Source organism: Parabacteroides sp. CH2-D42-20 (assembly GCF_003670185.1).
Lineage (GTDB): Bacteria > Bacteroidota > Bacteroidia > Bacteroidales > Tannerellaceae > Parabacteroides > Parabacteroides distasonis.
The window spans coordinates 118175-136162 of sequence record NZ_RAYG01000013.1; the positions used below are offsets into that span (position 1 = coordinate 118175).

The window sequence follows — 17988 nt, forward strand, 5'->3', positions numbered from 1 at the left end:
ATGAGATCAATACTGAATCTTATTCTTATTGTATATATAGGCATTTCCGGGTCTTTACAGGCCCGGAATCCTGTTTTATTGCCCTTGCCCCAAAAATACGTCCGGACAAACGCTTCGTTCCATCCGAAGGAAATCGCGGTTTCTTCCGAAGGGAAACTCCGTTCCATCCTAATGGAATTCTTGGAGGAGCTGCCGGTAAGCGTCCAACCAGACAGCCGATACAAGATAGAGGTTTCCTTGGTTGACAAATTGGACGGAATCCCCCTCAACTCCGAGGAGGCTTATCAACTAAGCGTCTCTTCCCGGGGGATAACCATCCGGGCGGTATCCGAGCAAGGAGCTTATTGGGCGATACAAACCTTGCGCCAACTGACCGAGCGGCAAGGGAAGCGATATTCCATCCAAGGCTGCGAGATCACCGACTGGCCCGCTTTCCGCATACGAGGATTCATGCAAGACGTGGGGCGGAGCTATATCTCCATGGAAGAACTGAAACGGGAGATCGAGGTACTTTCCCGCTACAAGATGAACGTATTTCATTGGCATCTCACGGAGAACCAAGCTTGGCGTCTGGAGAGCAAGATCTTTCCGATGCTGAACGACAGCTGCAATATGAGCCGTATGCCCGGAAAATATTACACGATCGAGGAGGCAAAGGAGCTGGTTCGCTTTTGTAAAGAACATAACGTACTACTCATCCCGGAGGTAGATATGCCGGGACATAGCGCCGCTTTCATACGGGCCTTCCGTCATGATATGCAGAGCAAGGAGGGTATGGCGATCTTGAAACTATTGATGGACGAGGTTTGCGAGGTATTCGAGGAGGTTCCTTACTTACATATCGGTACGGACGAGGTAAAGTTTACCAATCCAAAGTTCGTACCCGAGATGGTCGCTTATATCCGTGCGAAAGGGAAACAAGTGATCTCTTGGAACCCGGGATGGAAGTACAAGCCGGGTGAGATCGACATGGAGCAAATGTGGAGTTACCGGGGAAAAGCGCGACCGGGCATTCCCGCAATCGACTCCCGTTTCCATTATATCAACCATTTTGATACGTTCGCCGACTTGATCGGCTTATACACCAGCCGTATTTACAATGAACCGCAAGGAAGCCATGATTTGGCGGGTACGATCCTTGCCGTATGGCACGACCGGGTCGTACAGCCGGAGGACAAATTGATCCGGGAGAATAATTTGTATCCGAATCTATTAGCGATCGCCGAACGTTCTTGGTTGGGCGGCGGCTATCAATATTTCGATAAGAACGGAACGATGCTGCCTATCGATCCCGATAACGAGGAGCATAAGGCATTTGTCGATTTTGAGCGGCGGATGTTATGGCATAAAGAACATCATTTCCAAGGATACCCGTTCGCCTACGTCAAGCAAACCAACGTGAGATGGCGTATCACCGACGCTTTCCCGAATGATGGGGAACTGACCCGCTCTTTCCCTCCGGAAAAGGCGCTTCAGACACAATATACCTATGAAGGGAAAAGCTACGGCACGCATGACGCCATCGGTGCCGGAATCTACCTGCGCCATGTCTGGGGACCGCTGGTTCCCGGTGTCTATAAGGACCCGCAGCCGAATCATACCGCTTACGCATGGACTTGGATCTATTCGCCCAAGACGCAAGACGTAGGGGCGTGGATCGAATTCCAGAATTACGGGCGCTCGGAGATGGATCTTCCTCCCTCACAAGGGAAATGGGATTATAAAGAGAGCCGTATCTGGGTAAATGATCAAGAGATAACGCCCCCCGTATGGACCGCTACCCACCGGGAGAAGTCCAATGAGATCCCACTGGGGAACGAGAACTGCGTAAGCCGTAAACCAACCCCGGTCCATCTGGGAAAAGGCTGGAACAAGGTGTTCATGAAGCTTCCGGTCGGTACGTTCAATACCCCCGAGGTCCGTCTGGTGAAATGGATGTTTACGTTCGTTTGCGTCACACCCGATGGAGAGAAAGCGGTGGAAGGACTGGTTTACTCTCCGGATAAACAACTTAAATAACGTCTAATTCGGTTGAATGAAATGAGAAAAATAATAGGAATCTTATCCATCTTCCTCGCTTTCGCATTTATGAGCCAAGCGCAAAAGATCAAGGTGGCTTGCGTAGGTAATAGCGTGACCTACGGCTACGGAATCGAGAACCGGGAAACAAACTGCTACCCGGCCCAATTGCAACAGATGCTTGGAGATGCCTACGAAGTGGAGAACTTCGGGCATAGCGGGGCTACTTTATTAAACAAGGGATATCGTCCTTATACCCAACAAGAGGCGTATCAAAAGGCACTGAGGTTTGCCGGAGATTACGTGATCATCCATCTGGGATTGAACGATACGGACCCTCGGGCATGGCCGAATTACCGGGACGACTTCGTTCGGGATTATCTTTCCTTGATCGAATCCTTCCGGAAAGCCAATCCGAAATGCAAGGTATGGGTTTGCCGTATGACTCCGATATCTCACCGCCATCCTCGTTTTAAATCCGGTACAAGAGACTGGTACTGGATGGAGCAAGCGCTTATCGAAGAAATCGCCCGGATAGCCGGCGCGACCTTGGTCGATTTGCAGGAAGGATTATATGACCGTCCGGATCTATTGCCCGACGCATTGCATCCCAACGCTGAAGGTGCCGGTATCTTGGCCCGCACCGTTTATGGTGCGCTAACCGGCGATTACGGAGGATTACAGCTTCCTGCCATCTATTCGGACCGGATGGTCTTGCAACGGGATCAACCGCTTCCTATATCTGGTATCGCCAACCAAGGGGAGAAAGTAACCGTTACCCTCGCCGGACAAAGGAAGGAGACCGTAGCCGGTACGAACGGGAAATGGACTGTCACGCTCGATCCCTTGCGGGTAAGCGGGAAATCCTATACCTTAACGGTTTCTACCCCCAGCCGCACGCTGAACTATCGGGATGTAGTAGCCGGGGAAGTCTGGCTATGCTCCGGACAATCCAACATGGCGTTTCGGGTAAACGAGAGCGTAAAGGAAGAACAACAGCAACAATTGGATTACGCGAAACAACACTCGCAAATCCGTTTATTCGACCTAAAGCCCCGCTGGGAGACCTACGCCGTGGAATGGGACGCTTCCGTACTGGATTCATTGAACCGCCTGCAATATTACCACGACGCCCAATGGGAAGTATGCGACACGCGGAATACCGCACGCTTCTCGGCCATAGGATTTGCCTTCGGGCGTATGCTGGCCGATAGCTTACAAGTACCCGTAGGATTGATATTGAACGCTGTTGGCGGCTCGCCTACGGAGGCATGGATCGACCGGAAAACACTGGAATTCGAGTTTCCGGATATCTTACAGGATTGGACGAAGAACGACTTTATCCAAGATTGGGTACGTGAACGGGCGGCCTTAAACATCAAGCAAGCGTCCAACCCGCTCCAACGCCATCCGTATGAGCCTTGTTATCTGTTCGAGGCGGGTATCCAACCCCTTCATCGATATCCCATCAAAGGGATTATTTGGTACCAAGGAGAATCGAACGCCCATAATATGGAAGTACACGAACGATTATTCCCGTTATTGGTGAACAGCTGGCGCCAGAATTGGAACGCAGACCTGCCTTTCTACTATGTCCAACTATCCAGCATAGACCGCCCGAGTTGGACTTGGTTCAGGGACAGCCAACGCCGCCTAGCGCAAACCATATCGAATACGGGTATGGCCGTTAGTAGCGATCGCGGGGATTCTTTAAACGTTCACCCTACCCGAAAAAAAGAGATTGGCGAACGACTGGCACATTGGGCCTTGAACAAGACTTACGGACATAACGTAATCCCATCCGGCCCTTTGTTCCGCAACGCAACGTTTACCGATAACGCCGCCTATATCACTTTCGATTACGCAAAGGGCTTGAGAACTTCCGATGGGGACCCCATCCGTACATTCGAGATCGCCGAGCAGGAAGGACTTTACTATCCGGCGCAAGCCGTGGTAGAGAACGGGAAAGTAAAGGTGTGGAACGATCAAGTGACTCACCCGAAGCTGGTACGCTACGGCTGGCAACCCTTCACGAGAGCGAATCTTGTAAACGAGGCGGGCATGCCGGCCTCTACGTTCCGGGCAATAAAAGAATAAGCTATGCATAATAAACAACAAATCACCGGCTGGTTGTTCCTCCTGCTACTCTGCGTAGCGGGATGCGGCCAGCCTGTATCTAAAAAACAGAACACCATGATAAACTGGACAAAATTACCGGATCTACCGGGAGCAGCCGATACGGCTTCCCTTGGCGTTTCCGCCCCGTTCGCCGGCATCCATAACGGCGTATTGATCGTTGCCGGAGGTTGCAACTTTCCGGACAAACCCGTCACCGAGGGAGGAGCCAAGCGATATTATAGCGAGATATTCGTCCTTCTTCCCGAAGGCTGGAAAGAGATCGACCGACTGCCTCGTCCCGTCGCCTACGGCGCTACGGTTTCCACCCCGGAAGGTATCGTTTGCATCGGAGGAAACAACAGTGATTCTTCCTTGGTAGAGGTCTCCCGCATCTCCTATAACCCCACGAAAGGAGAGGTAACGGTTTGCGCCTTACCCTCCTTGCCGTCTCCAATGGATAATCTCTCGGCCGCTTTTACCGGACAGGAGATTTACGTAGCAGGGGGAAATGAGAACGGACAGCCCTGCCATACCTTCTTACGCCTCAACCTAGCGAATATCGAAAAGGGATGGGAACAACTACCGGACTTCCCGGGAGCAGCCCGTGTACAACCGGTATTAGCGGCCGGAGAAAGTCCCAACGGCACACGTATCTATCTAGCCGGAGGCTTCCAGCCCATCCTAAACGAAGAGGAACCGATCGTCCCGACGGATGTATTGGTATTCGACCCGGCAACTTTTACCTGGCAACAAGAGACCGTTCTTCCCCCGTTTAAGGACGGAGCGAACCGTACCCTAACAGGAGGCTGTGCCGTGACTTTCCAAACGGATAAAATCTTATTTATGGGAGGTGTGAACTACGATTGTTTCCTAGCCGCCATCGCCCGCCCGATCCATTTAGCGAAAGCGGAGGCGACGCGAGATTCAGCGGCCATTACCCGCCTGCAAGCGGAAGCCAAGGCCTATATGCACCATCCGGTAGAATGGTACCGATTCAATACCACCTTACTTCAATACGACCTATCCACGAAAGCATGGAGCGATCTGGGCGAATATGAGCAGTTGGCCCGTGCCGGAGCGGGAGCGGTTATCCAAGATGGCCGGTTAACTATCATCAACGGAGAATTGAAACCGGGTATCCGCACGCCGCAAGTGAATCAAGCGAAATTATAATAGGGATTTAGTGGGATCGCTGGTAAGTTTGCCAACGATCCCTGTTTACTTTTTCCACCCGATTTTAAGTATCCGGAGTCTATTTAGAGCATACGTATCCCAAGGCAAATCCTAGACAATAAGCACGTAAATAATGTTCTTATATAAATCACTGAACATAAACAACTTAAAAAGACAATTATACTTTCTGCGAAACACGTACGTGTTTTCGGAAAAAGTCGTACATGTTTTTCGGGAAACACGTACATGTTTTTACTGAATCACACGACAGGAAACAAGAGCGTATATGGAAATATACAATAAGCCTACCTTAAAAATAAGTATGCGATAACCTACACATCCGGATACGCCTCAAATTGCAGCACATTATTGGTCATGATGGGAAAAGAAGATATCGCAATCATAGATATGCACTCCTCTCTATAAAGGGCTTACCCAAACCGATTACGAATGCCAAGAGGGTGACAGTGGGGATGCATGCATGAAGGAGGGGGCTATTCCACCTTTACCTATAATAAATATATAGGCTACTATTGGCCTGCATCAATCAAGATCGTTTTCGTTTCTCCCTCGGCTAGATACGGGCTCTCGTTTGCTATTAAATTTCCTGTTCCAAATCATGTACGCTCATCAATCTGATGGAAAAGCACATCTTCATTCCTAAGTGCTTCTTTAAAACGACTAGCTTAAACCATCGTTTTAGCTATTCGTTTTCATCACTTACAATTCTGGTAGGTAAAAATACGCTCTTTAACAACGTACAATGAAAGATAATTACAAAAGTCGGATTATGAAGAACTTATTTAATTACTGGTTTAAGACAAACAAGAAAAGCTTGTATGATCAATTAGGGAAAGAATTCAATGTCAGCGGCTTCCGTGTATATAAGTTAGCACACGGAAAAACCGCTCACTCTCATATGGATAGATTAATATTGGAGAAATTGCTTGAATTGAAGATTATCAGTGAAATCGGGTTCAGAATCTAAAGGTCCCCTCATTTCATACTTTCTTCTTTATAATTTATACGGACACCATACTTCGTGTATATTCGGTCTAACCCCATCAGGCCGCTGGGGTTAGGCTCGCTTTGCGCTTTACCGGATAAGATCTCCTCGCTCATCGTGATTAGATCCTTTACCCGTTGAGGGGTTTCCTTGTTCATTCCGAAATAATGTCCGGGGTAGAGGTATTTGATATCATATTTCTCGATCACCGCACTCATCTTCTTACAAGTGGATATGAGCGTAGAGAGGTCAACTCCCAGCAATAGATTACCGGAGCCGAACGAATCGCCGCTAAAACCATAAGCGGCATCCTTATCCACAAAAGTGGTTGAGCCGGGAGTATGCCCGGGAGTAAAGACTATCTCTAGGATACGCCCACCTAAATCTAGGATTTCACCATCTTCAAGGAAACAAACTTTGCCTTTATAATTCGGCATAAATTCCGGTATACCTACCGTATCCGCCGGATTGATATAGATCTCGGGGAAATAATCGATAGCCGAGCCTGTATGGTCCGGATGCACATGCGTGGCGACCAGCGTAACCGGCTTATCCGTGATGGAAGCCACTAGCTTATCCAAGTCCTTGATCTTCGTCCCCGCATCAATCAGGATCGCTTTCGTATCGCCCTCGACCAGATACAGGCTCTCGTTCGCCATTAAATGACCTGTTCCAAACCATGTATGCTCATCAATCTGATGGAAAATCACATCTTCATTCTTAAGCACTTCTTTCTCCTCGATGCCTGCCGTCTGTGGCTGGCAGAATAAAGCGATCCTTGACAGGAGCAACAACATCATTAATAAACCTAGTTTTTTCATTATCATATTCATTTTTAATTGTAGAGACGTAGCGTGCTGCGTCTCCTTTCGCCTAATAGTATTAAATCGCCGCGATCTTCCGAAGGCTTGCGTCCCATTTCGGCTCGGCGTGGATGAGACGGATAGCTTCTTCCGGCGTGTCGGCTACCGCCCACATCTTGGCGTGCTGGGGACGCATGAAATTCTCGTTCATGGCGTTCCTCAAGAGTTCCAACAAGGGATCATAGTAATGATTAATATTGAGGATTACGATCGGATTGAGGTAGAGACCGAGTTGTTTCCAAGTGATGATCTCCAGAAGTTCCTCTAATGTACCGCATCCACCGGGAAGGGCGATCACCGCATCCGAGAGGTTTGCCATGAGCTGTTTACGCTCGTGCATCGTCTCGACCTCAATCAACTCAGTCAAGCCTTTATGATACCAATCCTGCTCCACCATAAAATGGGGGATAACGCCCGTTACCGTTCCACCAGCCGCTAACGCAGCGTCGGAGACAGCGCACATCAAACCGATATTCCCGGCACCATTGACTACCCGTAGTTTTCGCTCCCCCAAAAGACGCCCCAATTCCTTGGCGGCGTCAAAATAAACCGAGGGAATCTTCGTGCTGGACGCGCAATACACGCAAACAGACGAGATGTTATTTATCTTCTTTTCTTCCATATCTTTTTATTCTTGATTTATATCGTAGCCAAATAAGGCGAAATCCCCCAGACAAGGATCATCGGGGAAGACTTTCGCCAATGCGTCCGTTATCTCACGGGCCGTACGAAGGGTAGCGGTTTTTTGGCCTGTCAAGCCCAAGCGCAAGGAGATCTGGTGCACATGCGTATCCAACGGGATGATTAATTGGCGGGGATGCACGGCTGTTCTCCAGATACCGAGATCGACGATACCATCCGTACGCACCATCCAACGCAAGAACATCGCCAGACGCTTACAAGCGGAAGTCCCGTGCAAGACCGGAATGCCATTGAGATCAGCAAAAAGTTGTCGCAACCGCAAGATAGGATCTTCGCAAGGACCGGCGGCGGCCATAGCGTCTTCCATACAGTCGTAGGTATCGTATATATCCTTTAGGCGACAACAAAGGAGATGCAGATCATGATAGGTATAAAAACGGTAAAAGGTATCCCGCCCGCGAACCGGGCGGTTCCGTAGAGGAGCGAAAGAAGTCTCTCCGGTACGGATAAACTCGTAAGGACTTTCGCCCATCAGCCAGTGTAGCTCTTCCGCTTTTTGGAGAATATGCGCCCTGCGACCGTAAGAGATCCACGCCGTCAGGAAAGCCGATATCTCAATATCCCGTTTCTCCGTAAACCGATGGGGGAATCGAACCGGATCATCCTTGATAAACGATTCCGTATTGTACGTTTTCGCCCATTCACGAAGTAAAGAGATGATCTTTGTATCCATGTTATTTCTTCTTTAGAAAATATTGCCGCTCGGGTTCCGGATAATGCTCGATAGCGTAACGAAGCGCCGTACGAGGAAGACGAGTAGCGTTGCGTTCCAAGAAATCGGTAAGCGTCTGCCGCTCCTTTTTGCCGACCTCACGCAGCATCCACCCAACCGCCTTATGCATCAAATCGTGTTTATGACCGATCAACCGTTCGGATAACTCCAAGGTATCCCCAAAATCATTCCGACGGATAAATGCCCACGTAGAGACGATCGAGATCCGTTGTTCCCATAAATTCTCGCTTTCCGCCAAACGGTAGAGGAGGGAACGATCTTTGTCCACCAAATACTCGCCGACGATATCCCGACAGGTCAAGTCTACCAAATCCCAGTTATTGCAACGCCGCATATTCTTCAGATAGAATCGGAAGATGGCTTCCCGCTCTTCCGGCATCACTTTCCGATCCTGGAAACGATAGACCAAAATCAGCAAGGCACATAGACGTGCCTCATGCCACGGACTATCCAGCAACAGCTGCAGCTCATCGAAAGGAGTCGCCTTATTAGCCTTCGCTATGCTGCGGGTTTGCGGGACAACCACCCCGAGAAACTGATCGCCCTCGCCATATTGACCGGGACCAGTCTTGAAAAAACGGCTCAAATGAACCGCCTTCTCGGGTGTACCGACCGACTGTAGCTCGGATAGGATAAACGCCGCCGTCATGGCCGGAGTACCCGTGATACGGGACGATCGCCCTCCAAGAACCCGATCACGTTGTTGCATACCGTGCGTGCCATAATGATACGGGTTTCCATCGTCTGGGTGCCGATATGAGGGGTTAATACCACGTTGTCCATTTCCAATAACTCGGGGAGAGGATAGTCTCCAAACTCGAATACATCCAAACCGGCACCATGAATCGTACCTTCCCGCAAGGCTTTTACCAAGGCATGCTCGTCCACCAACGGGCCACGGGCCGTGTTGATCAGGATGGCGGAAGGCTTCATCTGCTTGAACTCTTCCTCGCCGAGGATATGATAGGTATCGGGGGTATAAGGGGCGTTCAAGGATACGAAATCGGCTTTCGCCAGAAGCTCTTCCTTGGAGACGTAGGTAACATTCAATTTGGTCTCGTCCTCGATGCAAAGCTGACGGCGATTGTGGTAGATCACATCCATGCCCAAAGCATTCGCCCGTTTCGCCAAGGCCTTGCCGATACGTCCCATACCGATAATACCCAAGGTCTGTCCGGTAACCGGCATACCGAGGTTCTCCAGTACACCGACCTTCATGTCCTTACCAAGCGTACGCAGCTTACGATCACATTCCGTGATACGCCGGGCAGTATCCAGCATCAAGCCTAAAGCGATATTGGCGGTAGGGGCCGTGACAGGATCAGGCGTATTCGCCACCGTCAAGCCTTTCTCGAGGGCGTAGGCCACATCGATATTATTATAACCAACGGCGTAGTTAGCGATCAGCCGCAATTTCGACGCATGGTCGATCAACTCTTTGTTTACCGGGAAATCGAACATGGAGCAGAGCACATCGTACTCCGGTATCATCTCGAAAACCTCCTCATACGTAAAATCTCTTCCTTCGGGAAAGGTTACCTCGTACTTACTTTCCAACTCGGTAAATCCCTCGCGGAACATGTCGTATGTCACTAATATCTTCATCTTGGATCTATTTGTTATTCAAAAAGCAAAAATACAAATCAATTGGCAATTAATTCCTAAATTTGTGACCAATATATATTTATTATGGTACTAAACTATATTTGGATCGCTTTTTTCTTAATCGCTTTTGTAGTGGCTATCGGTAAATTGGTCATAGGTGGGGATACCGCTGTTTTTACCGAGATTATCAACGCTTCTTTCGCCTCGGCTAAGACGGGTTTCGAGATTTCGTTAGGATTAACGGGGATCTTGTCGCTTTGGCTGGGCATCATGAAGATCGGCGAGAAGGGGGGGGTGATACAAGCGTTCGCACGATTGGCGGCTCCCGTATTCAGCAAGCTTTTCCCGGATATCCCAAGAGACCATCCCGTGACCGGTTCTATCTTCATGAACCTATCGGCAAATTTACTGGGACTGGATAATGCCGCCACGCCAATGGGATTGAAAGCCATGCAACAGTTACAGGAATTAAACCCGAATAAAGAATCCGCCAGCAACTCCATGGTGATGTTCTTATGCATCAATGCCTCGGGACTGACCTTGATCCCGATCACCATCATGATGTACCGGGCGCAGTTAGGAGCGGCGAATCCATCAGACGTATTCCTGCCGATCATGCTCGCTACATTCACATCAACCTTAGTCGCTATTTTAGCGGTTTGCGTACGGCAGAAGATCAATATCCTCCAACGGAACCTAATCCTGTTTTTCGGGGGACTGGGATTATTTATCGGAGGCCTGGTATGGCTATTTAACTCGATGGAACAGGAGCAAGTTTCCTTGTATTCGACTTTATTCGCCAACACGCTTCTTTTTACCATTATCTGCGGATTTATCATCAGCGGCATGCGTAAAAAGATCAATGTATATGATGCTTTTATAGAGGGGGCGAAAGAAGGTTTCCAGACTGCTATAACGATTATTCCTTATCTGGTAGCTATCCTAGTAGGTATCGGTGTCTTCCGGGCTTCCGGAGCGATGGATTTCATCATACAAGGCGTTCGTTTCGGCATTGCTTCGATAGGACTCAACACAGATTTCGTGGAAGCGCTGCCTACCATGTTGATGAAACCGTTAAGCGGGAGCGGGGCTAGGGGCATGATGCTGGACGCCATGAACACGTATGGAGCGGACTCTTTCGTCGGTCGCCTGTCATCCATCGTTCAGGGCTCTTGCGATACGACATTCTATGTAGTCGCTCTTTACTACGGTAGCGTAGGTATCCGTAATACCCGCTATACGGTACAATGCGCCTTGTTAGCGGATCTGGCCGGGGCGATAGCGGCGATAGCAATGGCTTATCTGTTCTTTTAACATTCTATACAATCAATAGATTTGAAATGAATCTATTTAAAATCGAATGATTACATTTGTAACGAAATTTCAATACGATAAATAGACCTTATGGCAATAGCATATTACGCCGAAGATATCGAGCTTCCGGCAATCAAGAAAAGAGCGGTTAGCGGCTGGGTCAAGGCAGTGGCCGAGACATACGGAAAGAAAACGGGAGATATCAGCTATATCTTCTGTTCCGACGAGAAGATATTGGAGGTAAACCGCCAATATCTCCAACACGATTATTACACGGATATCATCACCTTCGATTATACGGAAGGAAATAAGATCTCGGGTGACCTGTTCATCAGCCTCGATACGGTCAGGACAAACGCCGAGACATTCCACACGGATTATAACGAGGAACTCCACCGTACCATCATCCACGGCATCCTGCACCTTTGCGGTATCAACGACAAAGGTCCCGGCGAGCGGGAGATCATGGAGGAGAACGAGAACAGAGCGTTAGCGATCTTGCCGGAGGAATGTCGGGGATAAAACATCGATCAATCCCAAAAACACAAATATGAAAACAGAAGACATACCTTACGATTACACGTATTGCTACGCCACGGACGAGCAATGTACACAAACCGGCCATTGCTTGCGCAGACATGCAGCCAAGATGAACGAGGAACAACCGGAACCTTACTCCGTCGTCTCTTGCGTCACCCCAACATACGTGGCGAAAGTAGCCACCGGAAAACCTTGCAAACATTACCGCTCCGATACACCGTTACGCTATGCCCGAGGTATGAACCACTTATTCGATGACGTACCTCGCTCTCTCTATCCGCAAGTACGACAACGGGTGATGCAAGTGTTCAGTTGCGAGCGTATTTTCTATTATGCCCAGAAAGGGGAGTACCTCACATCTCCCGAGGAGCAGAAACGAATCAATGCCATCTTTTCCAAAGCGGGCCTTCCCGCTCCATCCTTCGACGAATATGTGACGCAACCTAATTGGAGAGCCTGAGCGATCCCATAACCTACTTTTACTGCAACCCGCCTTGCAGTAGTACTGCACGCCGGTTGCAGTGTCACTGCACGTGGGTTACAGTAATGCTGCAAGGCTAGTTGCAGTCCTATAAGAACTATTGTTTTACCAAAGGGAAAGTTACACCGCCTAAACTTTCCCTATAATTTCCCGCATATTTACCCCCCGGAATCGTTCTTCATTCTTTTTTATTCCTATATTTGTCACAAATTCCTCAGCAGAAAGCCCTAGGGTGGAAGCCGGGGGAAAGGTTTATTTATAAGAAGACGTTTATTGGCGTTTGTCTTTCGTATTTCAAAACTTCGCAACTTTTGACTCCTCGAAATGACTAACAGCAACAAAGACGTCCTCGTGTGGTGTGTCCATACAAACACCGATATGTCCTTTGCCAAAAGGGCGTCTGGTTTGTTGTACATATCGGCGTGGGCTTTCTGCGTTGCTCGTTCTCGGGGAGTGGGCAATGCGAAGGCCTTGAAGTACGGGACGGGCAAAGGTAAGATTCCCACGCCTTCCTTGTATATAGGCTTCCTTTTTCCAACAATTAACCACCAAAGGGAATCGGGTATCATGAGAAATTAACCATGATCCACATCGGACAGCTGATTGAGCATACGCTCCGCAACCAAGGTCACACGATCACTTGGTTCGCTACGCAATTGTGCTGTACCCGACCGAACGTATATAAGATATTCAACAAAGAAAGCATTGACACTTACTTACTTTGGCGAATTTCTTGCATCTTGCGGCACGATTTCTTCCGAGACCTCTCCGAAGCTGTCAAGACGGATCTGACATCTTTCTAACATGGCTAGTGTATCCATATAGGATACAATTGTATAAATCATTTGGAATCACCAATTTACCCACTAACTCCTATATTTACCTCTATATTTGTACCGTAAAAACAAATTACAATTAACGATAATATGAGCCTATAAAAAGATGAAAAGACAAATTCTAACCACGGCACTGCTTGCGCTAATATGCACGGGGGCGTATGCTCAAAGAGACAAGGTAAAGATACAAGATACCCAAGCACGCTTGCTAGACGTGACATCCAACGCCTACGTAAAACCGCTAACCGTGGAACTGAAAGTAGATAAAACCAAGGGACGCATCCGGGATGAATGGACTTTGACCAAGGAACAAGCGGAAGGGGAGATGAAAGGAGATATCGTGAATATCCGCAGTTATGCAGTCTATATGTCTTCGCAAAAACATGACGCAGACGTGATCGTTGCCGCCACGTTCAACTTCAGGACAAACGATGAAGGTACGGGATATCTGATTACTGTCGTCGGCTATCCGGCAACCTTCGAGAACTGGAAAACAGCCGATAGCTCCGACTTAGAGTGGATCCGAATGGAAAAGACTCTTACCACCAACGACCGGGAAAAGATCTCGGCCGTAGTGAAATAAATACTGTAATAAAATAAAAGAAGAAGCATGAGAAGAATTTATCTTTTATGGCTGCTAGGCATCATAATGCTTATGCCCATCAGTCTCACGTCTTGTTCCGATGATAACATTGGTTCTTCCAATGACTTGATCGGCACATGGGAAAGTGTGTCTCTTTCCGGTTGGTATAAAGAAAACAAGGAAATTGTCGAACAATGGGAGGACGAACCAGACGATGACTTCAAGATTGTCTTCAACGAAGACGGAACTTTTGAATCGTATGAAAGGTATTATGGCCAGTGGCACGGAGGATTGGAAGGAACATGGACGTACAAAGGAGGTAAGATCTATATGCGTGACTACGAGTACGATGAAGAAGAGGTCGTAACAGTGAAGAAACTGACCTCTTCCCAATTGGTCACCGAGTACCATCATAAACATATGGATACGGAAGAGGGGATCGTCTACGAAGAATATCAGAGCACGGTCTATCGCAAGATCTCGGATTGACCGATCCTGTCTGTAAGCCCATAAACGGCTGGAAAGATAAAGATTACTAACTATAAATTGATTTCAAAGATGAGAAAGAGTTTACTTTTATTTGTAATGACGCTCCTCGTATGTTCCGGCATACAAGCACAGATCGTATCATCCCGCAGCGTTGGGATTGAATCCACTCCACAACGCCCTTCCGAGACCATGTGGTATTTACGAGGCGGACTGAATATGGCTGGATTCGCCGGTGACGGCGCGGAAGGCATGGGGAGAAAAGCGGCTTATAATTTCGCTGTCGGTTTTCAAAAGCCGATCACGAACATCGGTGCTTACTGGGGCATGGATTTCGGATTGGGATCGAGAGGCTGGAAAATAGATGAACTAAAAACCATGACGAACAACCTCCAAGTATCTCCATTCACTTTCGGCTGGAAATATGGGATAACGGATGACTTTTTCATCGACGGCCATATCGGAGGATTCATCAGCTTTGACTATTTAGGCAAGATGAAATACGATGGCGAGAGCATCAGCATGGGCGACTGGGAAGATGAGTTGGATATAGAATGGAACCGGTTCGACGCAGGTATGAACATCGGATTCGGAATATGGTACGACCGTTTCAACCTTGACTTCACTTTCCAACGTGGATTCGTGGAGGCTGCTACCGATAGCGAGGCTTATACCAGCAATATCATGCTACGTTTAGGCGTTGCATTCTAAAAGTCACCCCAAAAAAGATGTCTATGACTTACCTAACGATAGAAGACAAGTCATAGACGTTTTTGCATGATCTTAAACATTTCAAGATATATGTCACGATTTTTATTCTCAATCACATTCCTATTCCAAATTTCCATGCTGGTAGCTCAGACATTCGTGGAGATCGGGAATACCTATCCGGTAAGTGTGGATGGTAATAAATATGTTGTCAATGGTTTCATCACCTTCGATAAACTCACCGATGAGGAGATTTACGCCAACACGTTATTATGGACGGTGGAAAACGTATGTCCGAAACTTCAAGAAGGGATAAACGACCGAAACGATAAAGGCAAGAGCTTTCGCTGCGATTGGATCATCGGGTCGCTGGCCGGCTCCGGATTTGAGAACACGTATTATTGCCGTGTCAATTTCCGTGTAGCGGATCAAAAATTGGTTTACTACATATCGGATGTACTGATCGAATCGCCGGCTTTCGTGATGAAGAAAGTGACCCCTCTCGAAAAGTTGACACCAGACAAAAAGGCAGCGCATAAACAAACGATGGAAGACTTCACGCAAAGCGAATCGTCTGTGCTAAACAAACTATTCGATTTCATCTCGACCAACCAATTATCCGAGATCACGCATTGGGACGCAATCAGCATCCGTAAGCCCATAAAGGGCATGAACGAGGATGAGTGCAGATTGGCGTTCGGCAAACCTCAATCCATACTAGAAACCAATGGCGAGATACAATGGATGTACAGCAGTTCTTTTTACTTATTTTTCAAGAACGGGCAAGTCCAAACCATCATAAAGTAAACAATATCTTTTTACCCAGTTCATATAGCAAAGAAATGCGAACCAGCGTACTCGGATTGCTTCTTCTCTTAATCCCGAATCTTTTATGGGCAGATGGAAGAGAAGTAACAGATAGTCTTACTTATTCCTGCGAAGACAGGACTACACGATTCAAGGTAAAGCAACTTATACTTCCGGCCTCCTTAATAGCGGTTGGATCATGGGGCATAAGCAATGGCTTTCTACGATCTGTCGACAATTCCGTGCGAGACGGCATGACCAACCTCCGGGGAGAACACTACTTCCATGCCGACGATTACATTCAATACCTGCCGGTCATCTCATACGTAGGATTAGGATTAGTAGGTGTGAAAGCCAAACACTCGTTCAAAGAGCGGCTGATCGTCACGACTACCTCTTATTTGACCATGGGCATATTGGTGAATGGGACAAAGTACTTTGTCGATGAGAAACGACCCGATTCCTCAGCCCAAAACTCTTTCCCCTCGGGACACACCGCCACGGTTTTCATGGGAGCGGAATTGGTACGGTCGGAATATGGGATCGGATATGGAATCGGTGCCTATTTGGTAGCCGGAGGCGTAGCTTTTCTACGGCTTTACAACGATCGGCATTGGTTGAACGATGTGGTAGCGGGAGCGGGTTTTGGCATATTGAGCGCACGTATCGGTTACTGGCTATTGCCGGTCAACCGAAAATTATTCCGATTAGACAAGAAAAAGAGTGCCACTATCATTGCGACCTCGCCGTTCTATCAACCAGATAACCATGCGTTCGGAGCGGCCTTGGCCATACGTTTTTAGCAATCAATCGATCAACAACGGTTCCTGTTTTCCCGAATCATATACGACAAACATAGAGCCGTCTTTCTCGATCATGACGCCACGGCCTCGTTCCTTCTCCTTGTTTTCTTGATTATCGACATTCACGGCAATCACTTTATAATGATAGAAAGTCGTGATATCATCGAAAATGGTATGACCTACAAAGATGCGGTTCACATTATATTTCTCTAATATTTTCCGCAAATCATCCCGGTCTAGCGGATGATACTTATCCGCGCTACGTACCATACCCCGATACCAGATCGGTCCATACGTAGCGAACATAAAAGAAAGATCGGAGCCTTTATCTATATTACGTTCTTTTTTCGTCAAGAAGAGACCATCGCTCACGATCTCATTCACGGTAGGGATATCGTAATTCCGGTCTAAAAACTCCTTGCTCAACCCAGCATGGACAAACAGGTTATCTCCGACCACTTGTATAGAGTTACGAGTTTTCAACCAATGTCCCAACTCGCTTTTCTGCCAAAGCTCCGGATAGGTCATTCCTAAAGTATCCGCCAATTGAGTATATTTCTTCTTCACGTATCGCAAATCATTTCCCAAAACCATGGTCTCATGATTTCCGATTAAGAAAGTCACTTTTCCACCGGCATCTTCCGCTTCTTTCTCCAACTTGTAGATCAACCAATAGATAGGGAGTACGTCGACGCCCCGGTCAAAGACGTCACCGATTATCACCAATTGGTTGGCCCCGAAAATCCAATTATAGTCCGCATCGATCACTTTTCCCGCCTTTAACAAGGAGGCGAAACAAGACCAGTTCGCATGTGGATCTGAAAGAACAAACGTCTTCTCAGGTTGCACATCTTTCCATTTCGGACGAGAGACGGAGTGTATGGTTACCGGAAACAATCTCTCTCCGTTATCGGAAAACACCTCGAATGAAAAGGTGGTAGGTATACTTTTATAATGCTTATCCAATAACCGGCCTTTCCCATCTACAGATATCGCACGCATACTACCATCATCCGCTTTCAATAGATAGGGACCATCAATCGATAAATTCTCGATCGCTTGACGAAGTTTCTTATCTTTCCCACAAACTGGACTGAAGCAAGAGGTCAGTAAAACCAGAAAAACAAGGATACGGCATTGAATAGAATTCATAGCAGCTTAAATCTTTAGTTCGTTAAACCTGAAAACAATGTATGTATTTATTATACAAA

19 protein-coding genes are annotated in these 17988 nt (G+C 47.7%); 13 read left to right on the plus strand and 6 right to left on the minus strand.

The window, feature by feature from the left end:
• From D7V92_RS10170 to D7V92_RS10190, 4 genes are all read left to right on the plus strand, one after another.
• On the plus strand, positions 1-2019 hold the full coding sequence (locus tag D7V92_RS10170) for a family 20 glycosylhydrolase (protein ID WP_121772811.1): 2019 nt from the start codon (positions 1-3) through the stop codon (positions 2017-2019).
• Between the two features lie 21 nt (positions 2020-2040).
• Complete coding sequence (locus D7V92_RS10175) at positions 2041-4116, plus strand: GDSL-type esterase/lipase family protein (protein WP_121772812.1); 2076 nt, start codon at positions 2041-2043, stop codon at positions 4114-4116.
• 3 nt (positions 4117-4119) lie between these two features.
• Entirely contained in the window at positions 4120-5310 is a 1191-nt protein-coding gene (locus tag D7V92_RS10180; RefSeq protein ID WP_121772813.1) for a cyclically-permuted mutarotase family protein, read from the plus strand.
• Positions 5311-6100: 790 nt separating this feature from the next.
• Complete coding sequence (locus D7V92_RS10190; protein WP_226766821.1) at positions 6101-6298, plus strand: hypothetical protein; 198 nt, start codon at positions 6101-6103, stop codon at positions 6296-6298.
• An 8-nt stretch (positions 6299-6306) separates the two neighbouring features.
• On the opposite strand, the gene D7V92_RS10195 is transcribed toward D7V92_RS10190, so the two are convergent.
• The 5 genes from D7V92_RS10195 to D7V92_RS10215 all read right to left on the minus strand — a co-directional run bounded on the left by D7V92_RS10195 (position 6307) and on the right by D7V92_RS10215 (position 10219).
• Positions 6307-7137: an MBL fold metallo-hydrolase gene (locus tag D7V92_RS10195; RefSeq protein ID WP_121772814.1), complete on the minus strand. Its 831-nt coding sequence runs from the start codon at positions 7135-7137 to the stop codon at positions 6307-6309.
• A gap of 61 nt (positions 7138-7198) precedes the next feature.
• A complete protein-coding gene (locus D7V92_RS10200; RefSeq protein ID WP_008773231.1) occupies positions 7199-7801 on the minus strand; it encodes a TIGR00730 family Rossman fold protein in 603 nt (200 codons plus the stop codon).
• Positions 7802-7807: 6 nt separating this feature from the next.
• The gene (locus D7V92_RS10205; RefSeq protein WP_121772815.1) at positions 7808-8554 is read right to left on the minus strand and encodes a TIGR02757 family protein; all 747 of its coding nucleotides are present in this window, start codon (positions 8552-8554) and stop codon (positions 7808-7810) included.
• A gap of 1 nt (position 8555) precedes the next feature.
• Positions 8556-9263 carry a DNA alkylation repair protein gene (locus D7V92_RS10210; RefSeq protein WP_048926921.1) on the minus strand — a complete coding sequence of 236 codons (708 nt, stop codon included), beginning with the start codon at positions 9261-9263 and terminating at the stop codon, positions 8556-8558.
• Positions 9260-10219, minus strand: coding sequence for a 2-hydroxyacid dehydrogenase family protein (locus D7V92_RS10215; RefSeq protein ID WP_005860460.1), 960 nt, complete (start codon positions 10217-10219; stop codon positions 9260-9262). The genes D7V92_RS10210 and D7V92_RS10215 overlap by 4 nt, the downstream gene beginning before the upstream one ends.
• Before the next feature lie 84 nt (positions 10220-10303).
• On the opposite strand from D7V92_RS10215, the gene D7V92_RS10220 reads away from it, so the two are divergent.
• From D7V92_RS10220 to D7V92_RS10260, 9 genes are all read left to right on the plus strand, one after another.
• Positions 10304-11533: a nucleoside recognition domain-containing protein gene (locus D7V92_RS10220; protein WP_005863819.1), complete on the plus strand. Its 1230-nt coding sequence runs from the start codon at positions 10304-10306 to the stop codon at positions 11531-11533.
• A gap of 90 nt (positions 11534-11623) precedes the next feature.
• A complete protein-coding gene (gene ybeY, locus D7V92_RS10225; protein ID WP_005863817.1) occupies positions 11624-12055 on the plus strand; it encodes an rRNA maturation RNase YbeY in 432 nt (143 codons plus the stop codon).
• Between the two features lie 28 nt (positions 12056-12083).
• The gene (locus D7V92_RS22445) at positions 12084-12533 is read left to right on the plus strand and encodes a DUF6078 family protein (protein WP_036612105.1); all 450 of its coding nucleotides are present in this window, start codon (positions 12084-12086) and stop codon (positions 12531-12533) included.
• A 602-nt stretch (positions 12534-13135) separates the two neighbouring features.
• Positions 13136-13357: a hypothetical protein gene (locus D7V92_RS10235; protein WP_036612100.1), complete on the plus strand. Its 222-nt coding sequence runs from the start codon at positions 13136-13138 to the stop codon at positions 13355-13357.
• 139 nt (positions 13358-13496) lie between these two features.
• Positions 13497-13973: a hypothetical protein gene (locus D7V92_RS10240; protein WP_036612097.1), complete on the plus strand. Its 477-nt coding sequence runs from the start codon at positions 13497-13499 to the stop codon at positions 13971-13973.
• 27 nt (positions 13974-14000) lie between these two features.
• On the plus strand, positions 14001-14462 hold the full coding sequence (locus D7V92_RS10245) for a lipocalin family protein (RefSeq protein WP_036612095.1): 462 nt from the start codon (positions 14001-14003) through the stop codon (positions 14460-14462).
• Positions 14463-14531: 69 nt separating this feature from the next.
• The gene (locus D7V92_RS10250; protein WP_036612092.1) at positions 14532-15170 is read left to right on the plus strand and encodes an outer membrane beta-barrel protein; all 639 of its coding nucleotides are present in this window, start codon (positions 14532-14534) and stop codon (positions 15168-15170) included.
• Between the two features lie 90 nt (positions 15171-15260).
• Complete coding sequence (locus tag D7V92_RS10255) at positions 15261-15974, plus strand: hypothetical protein (RefSeq protein WP_036612090.1); 714 nt, start codon at positions 15261-15263, stop codon at positions 15972-15974.
• A gap of 35 nt (positions 15975-16009) precedes the next feature.
• A complete protein-coding gene (locus tag D7V92_RS10260; RefSeq protein ID WP_121772816.1) occupies positions 16010-16777 on the plus strand; it encodes a phosphatase PAP2 family protein in 768 nt (255 codons plus the stop codon).
• Positions 16778-16780: 3 nt separating this feature from the next.
• Here D7V92_RS10260 and D7V92_RS10265 read toward each other — a convergent pair whose 3' ends face one another.
• Complete coding sequence (locus D7V92_RS10265) at positions 16781-17929, minus strand: metallophosphoesterase (protein WP_036612084.1); 1149 nt, start codon at positions 17927-17929, stop codon at positions 16781-16783.
• Positions 17930-17988: the final 59 nt, after the last annotated feature.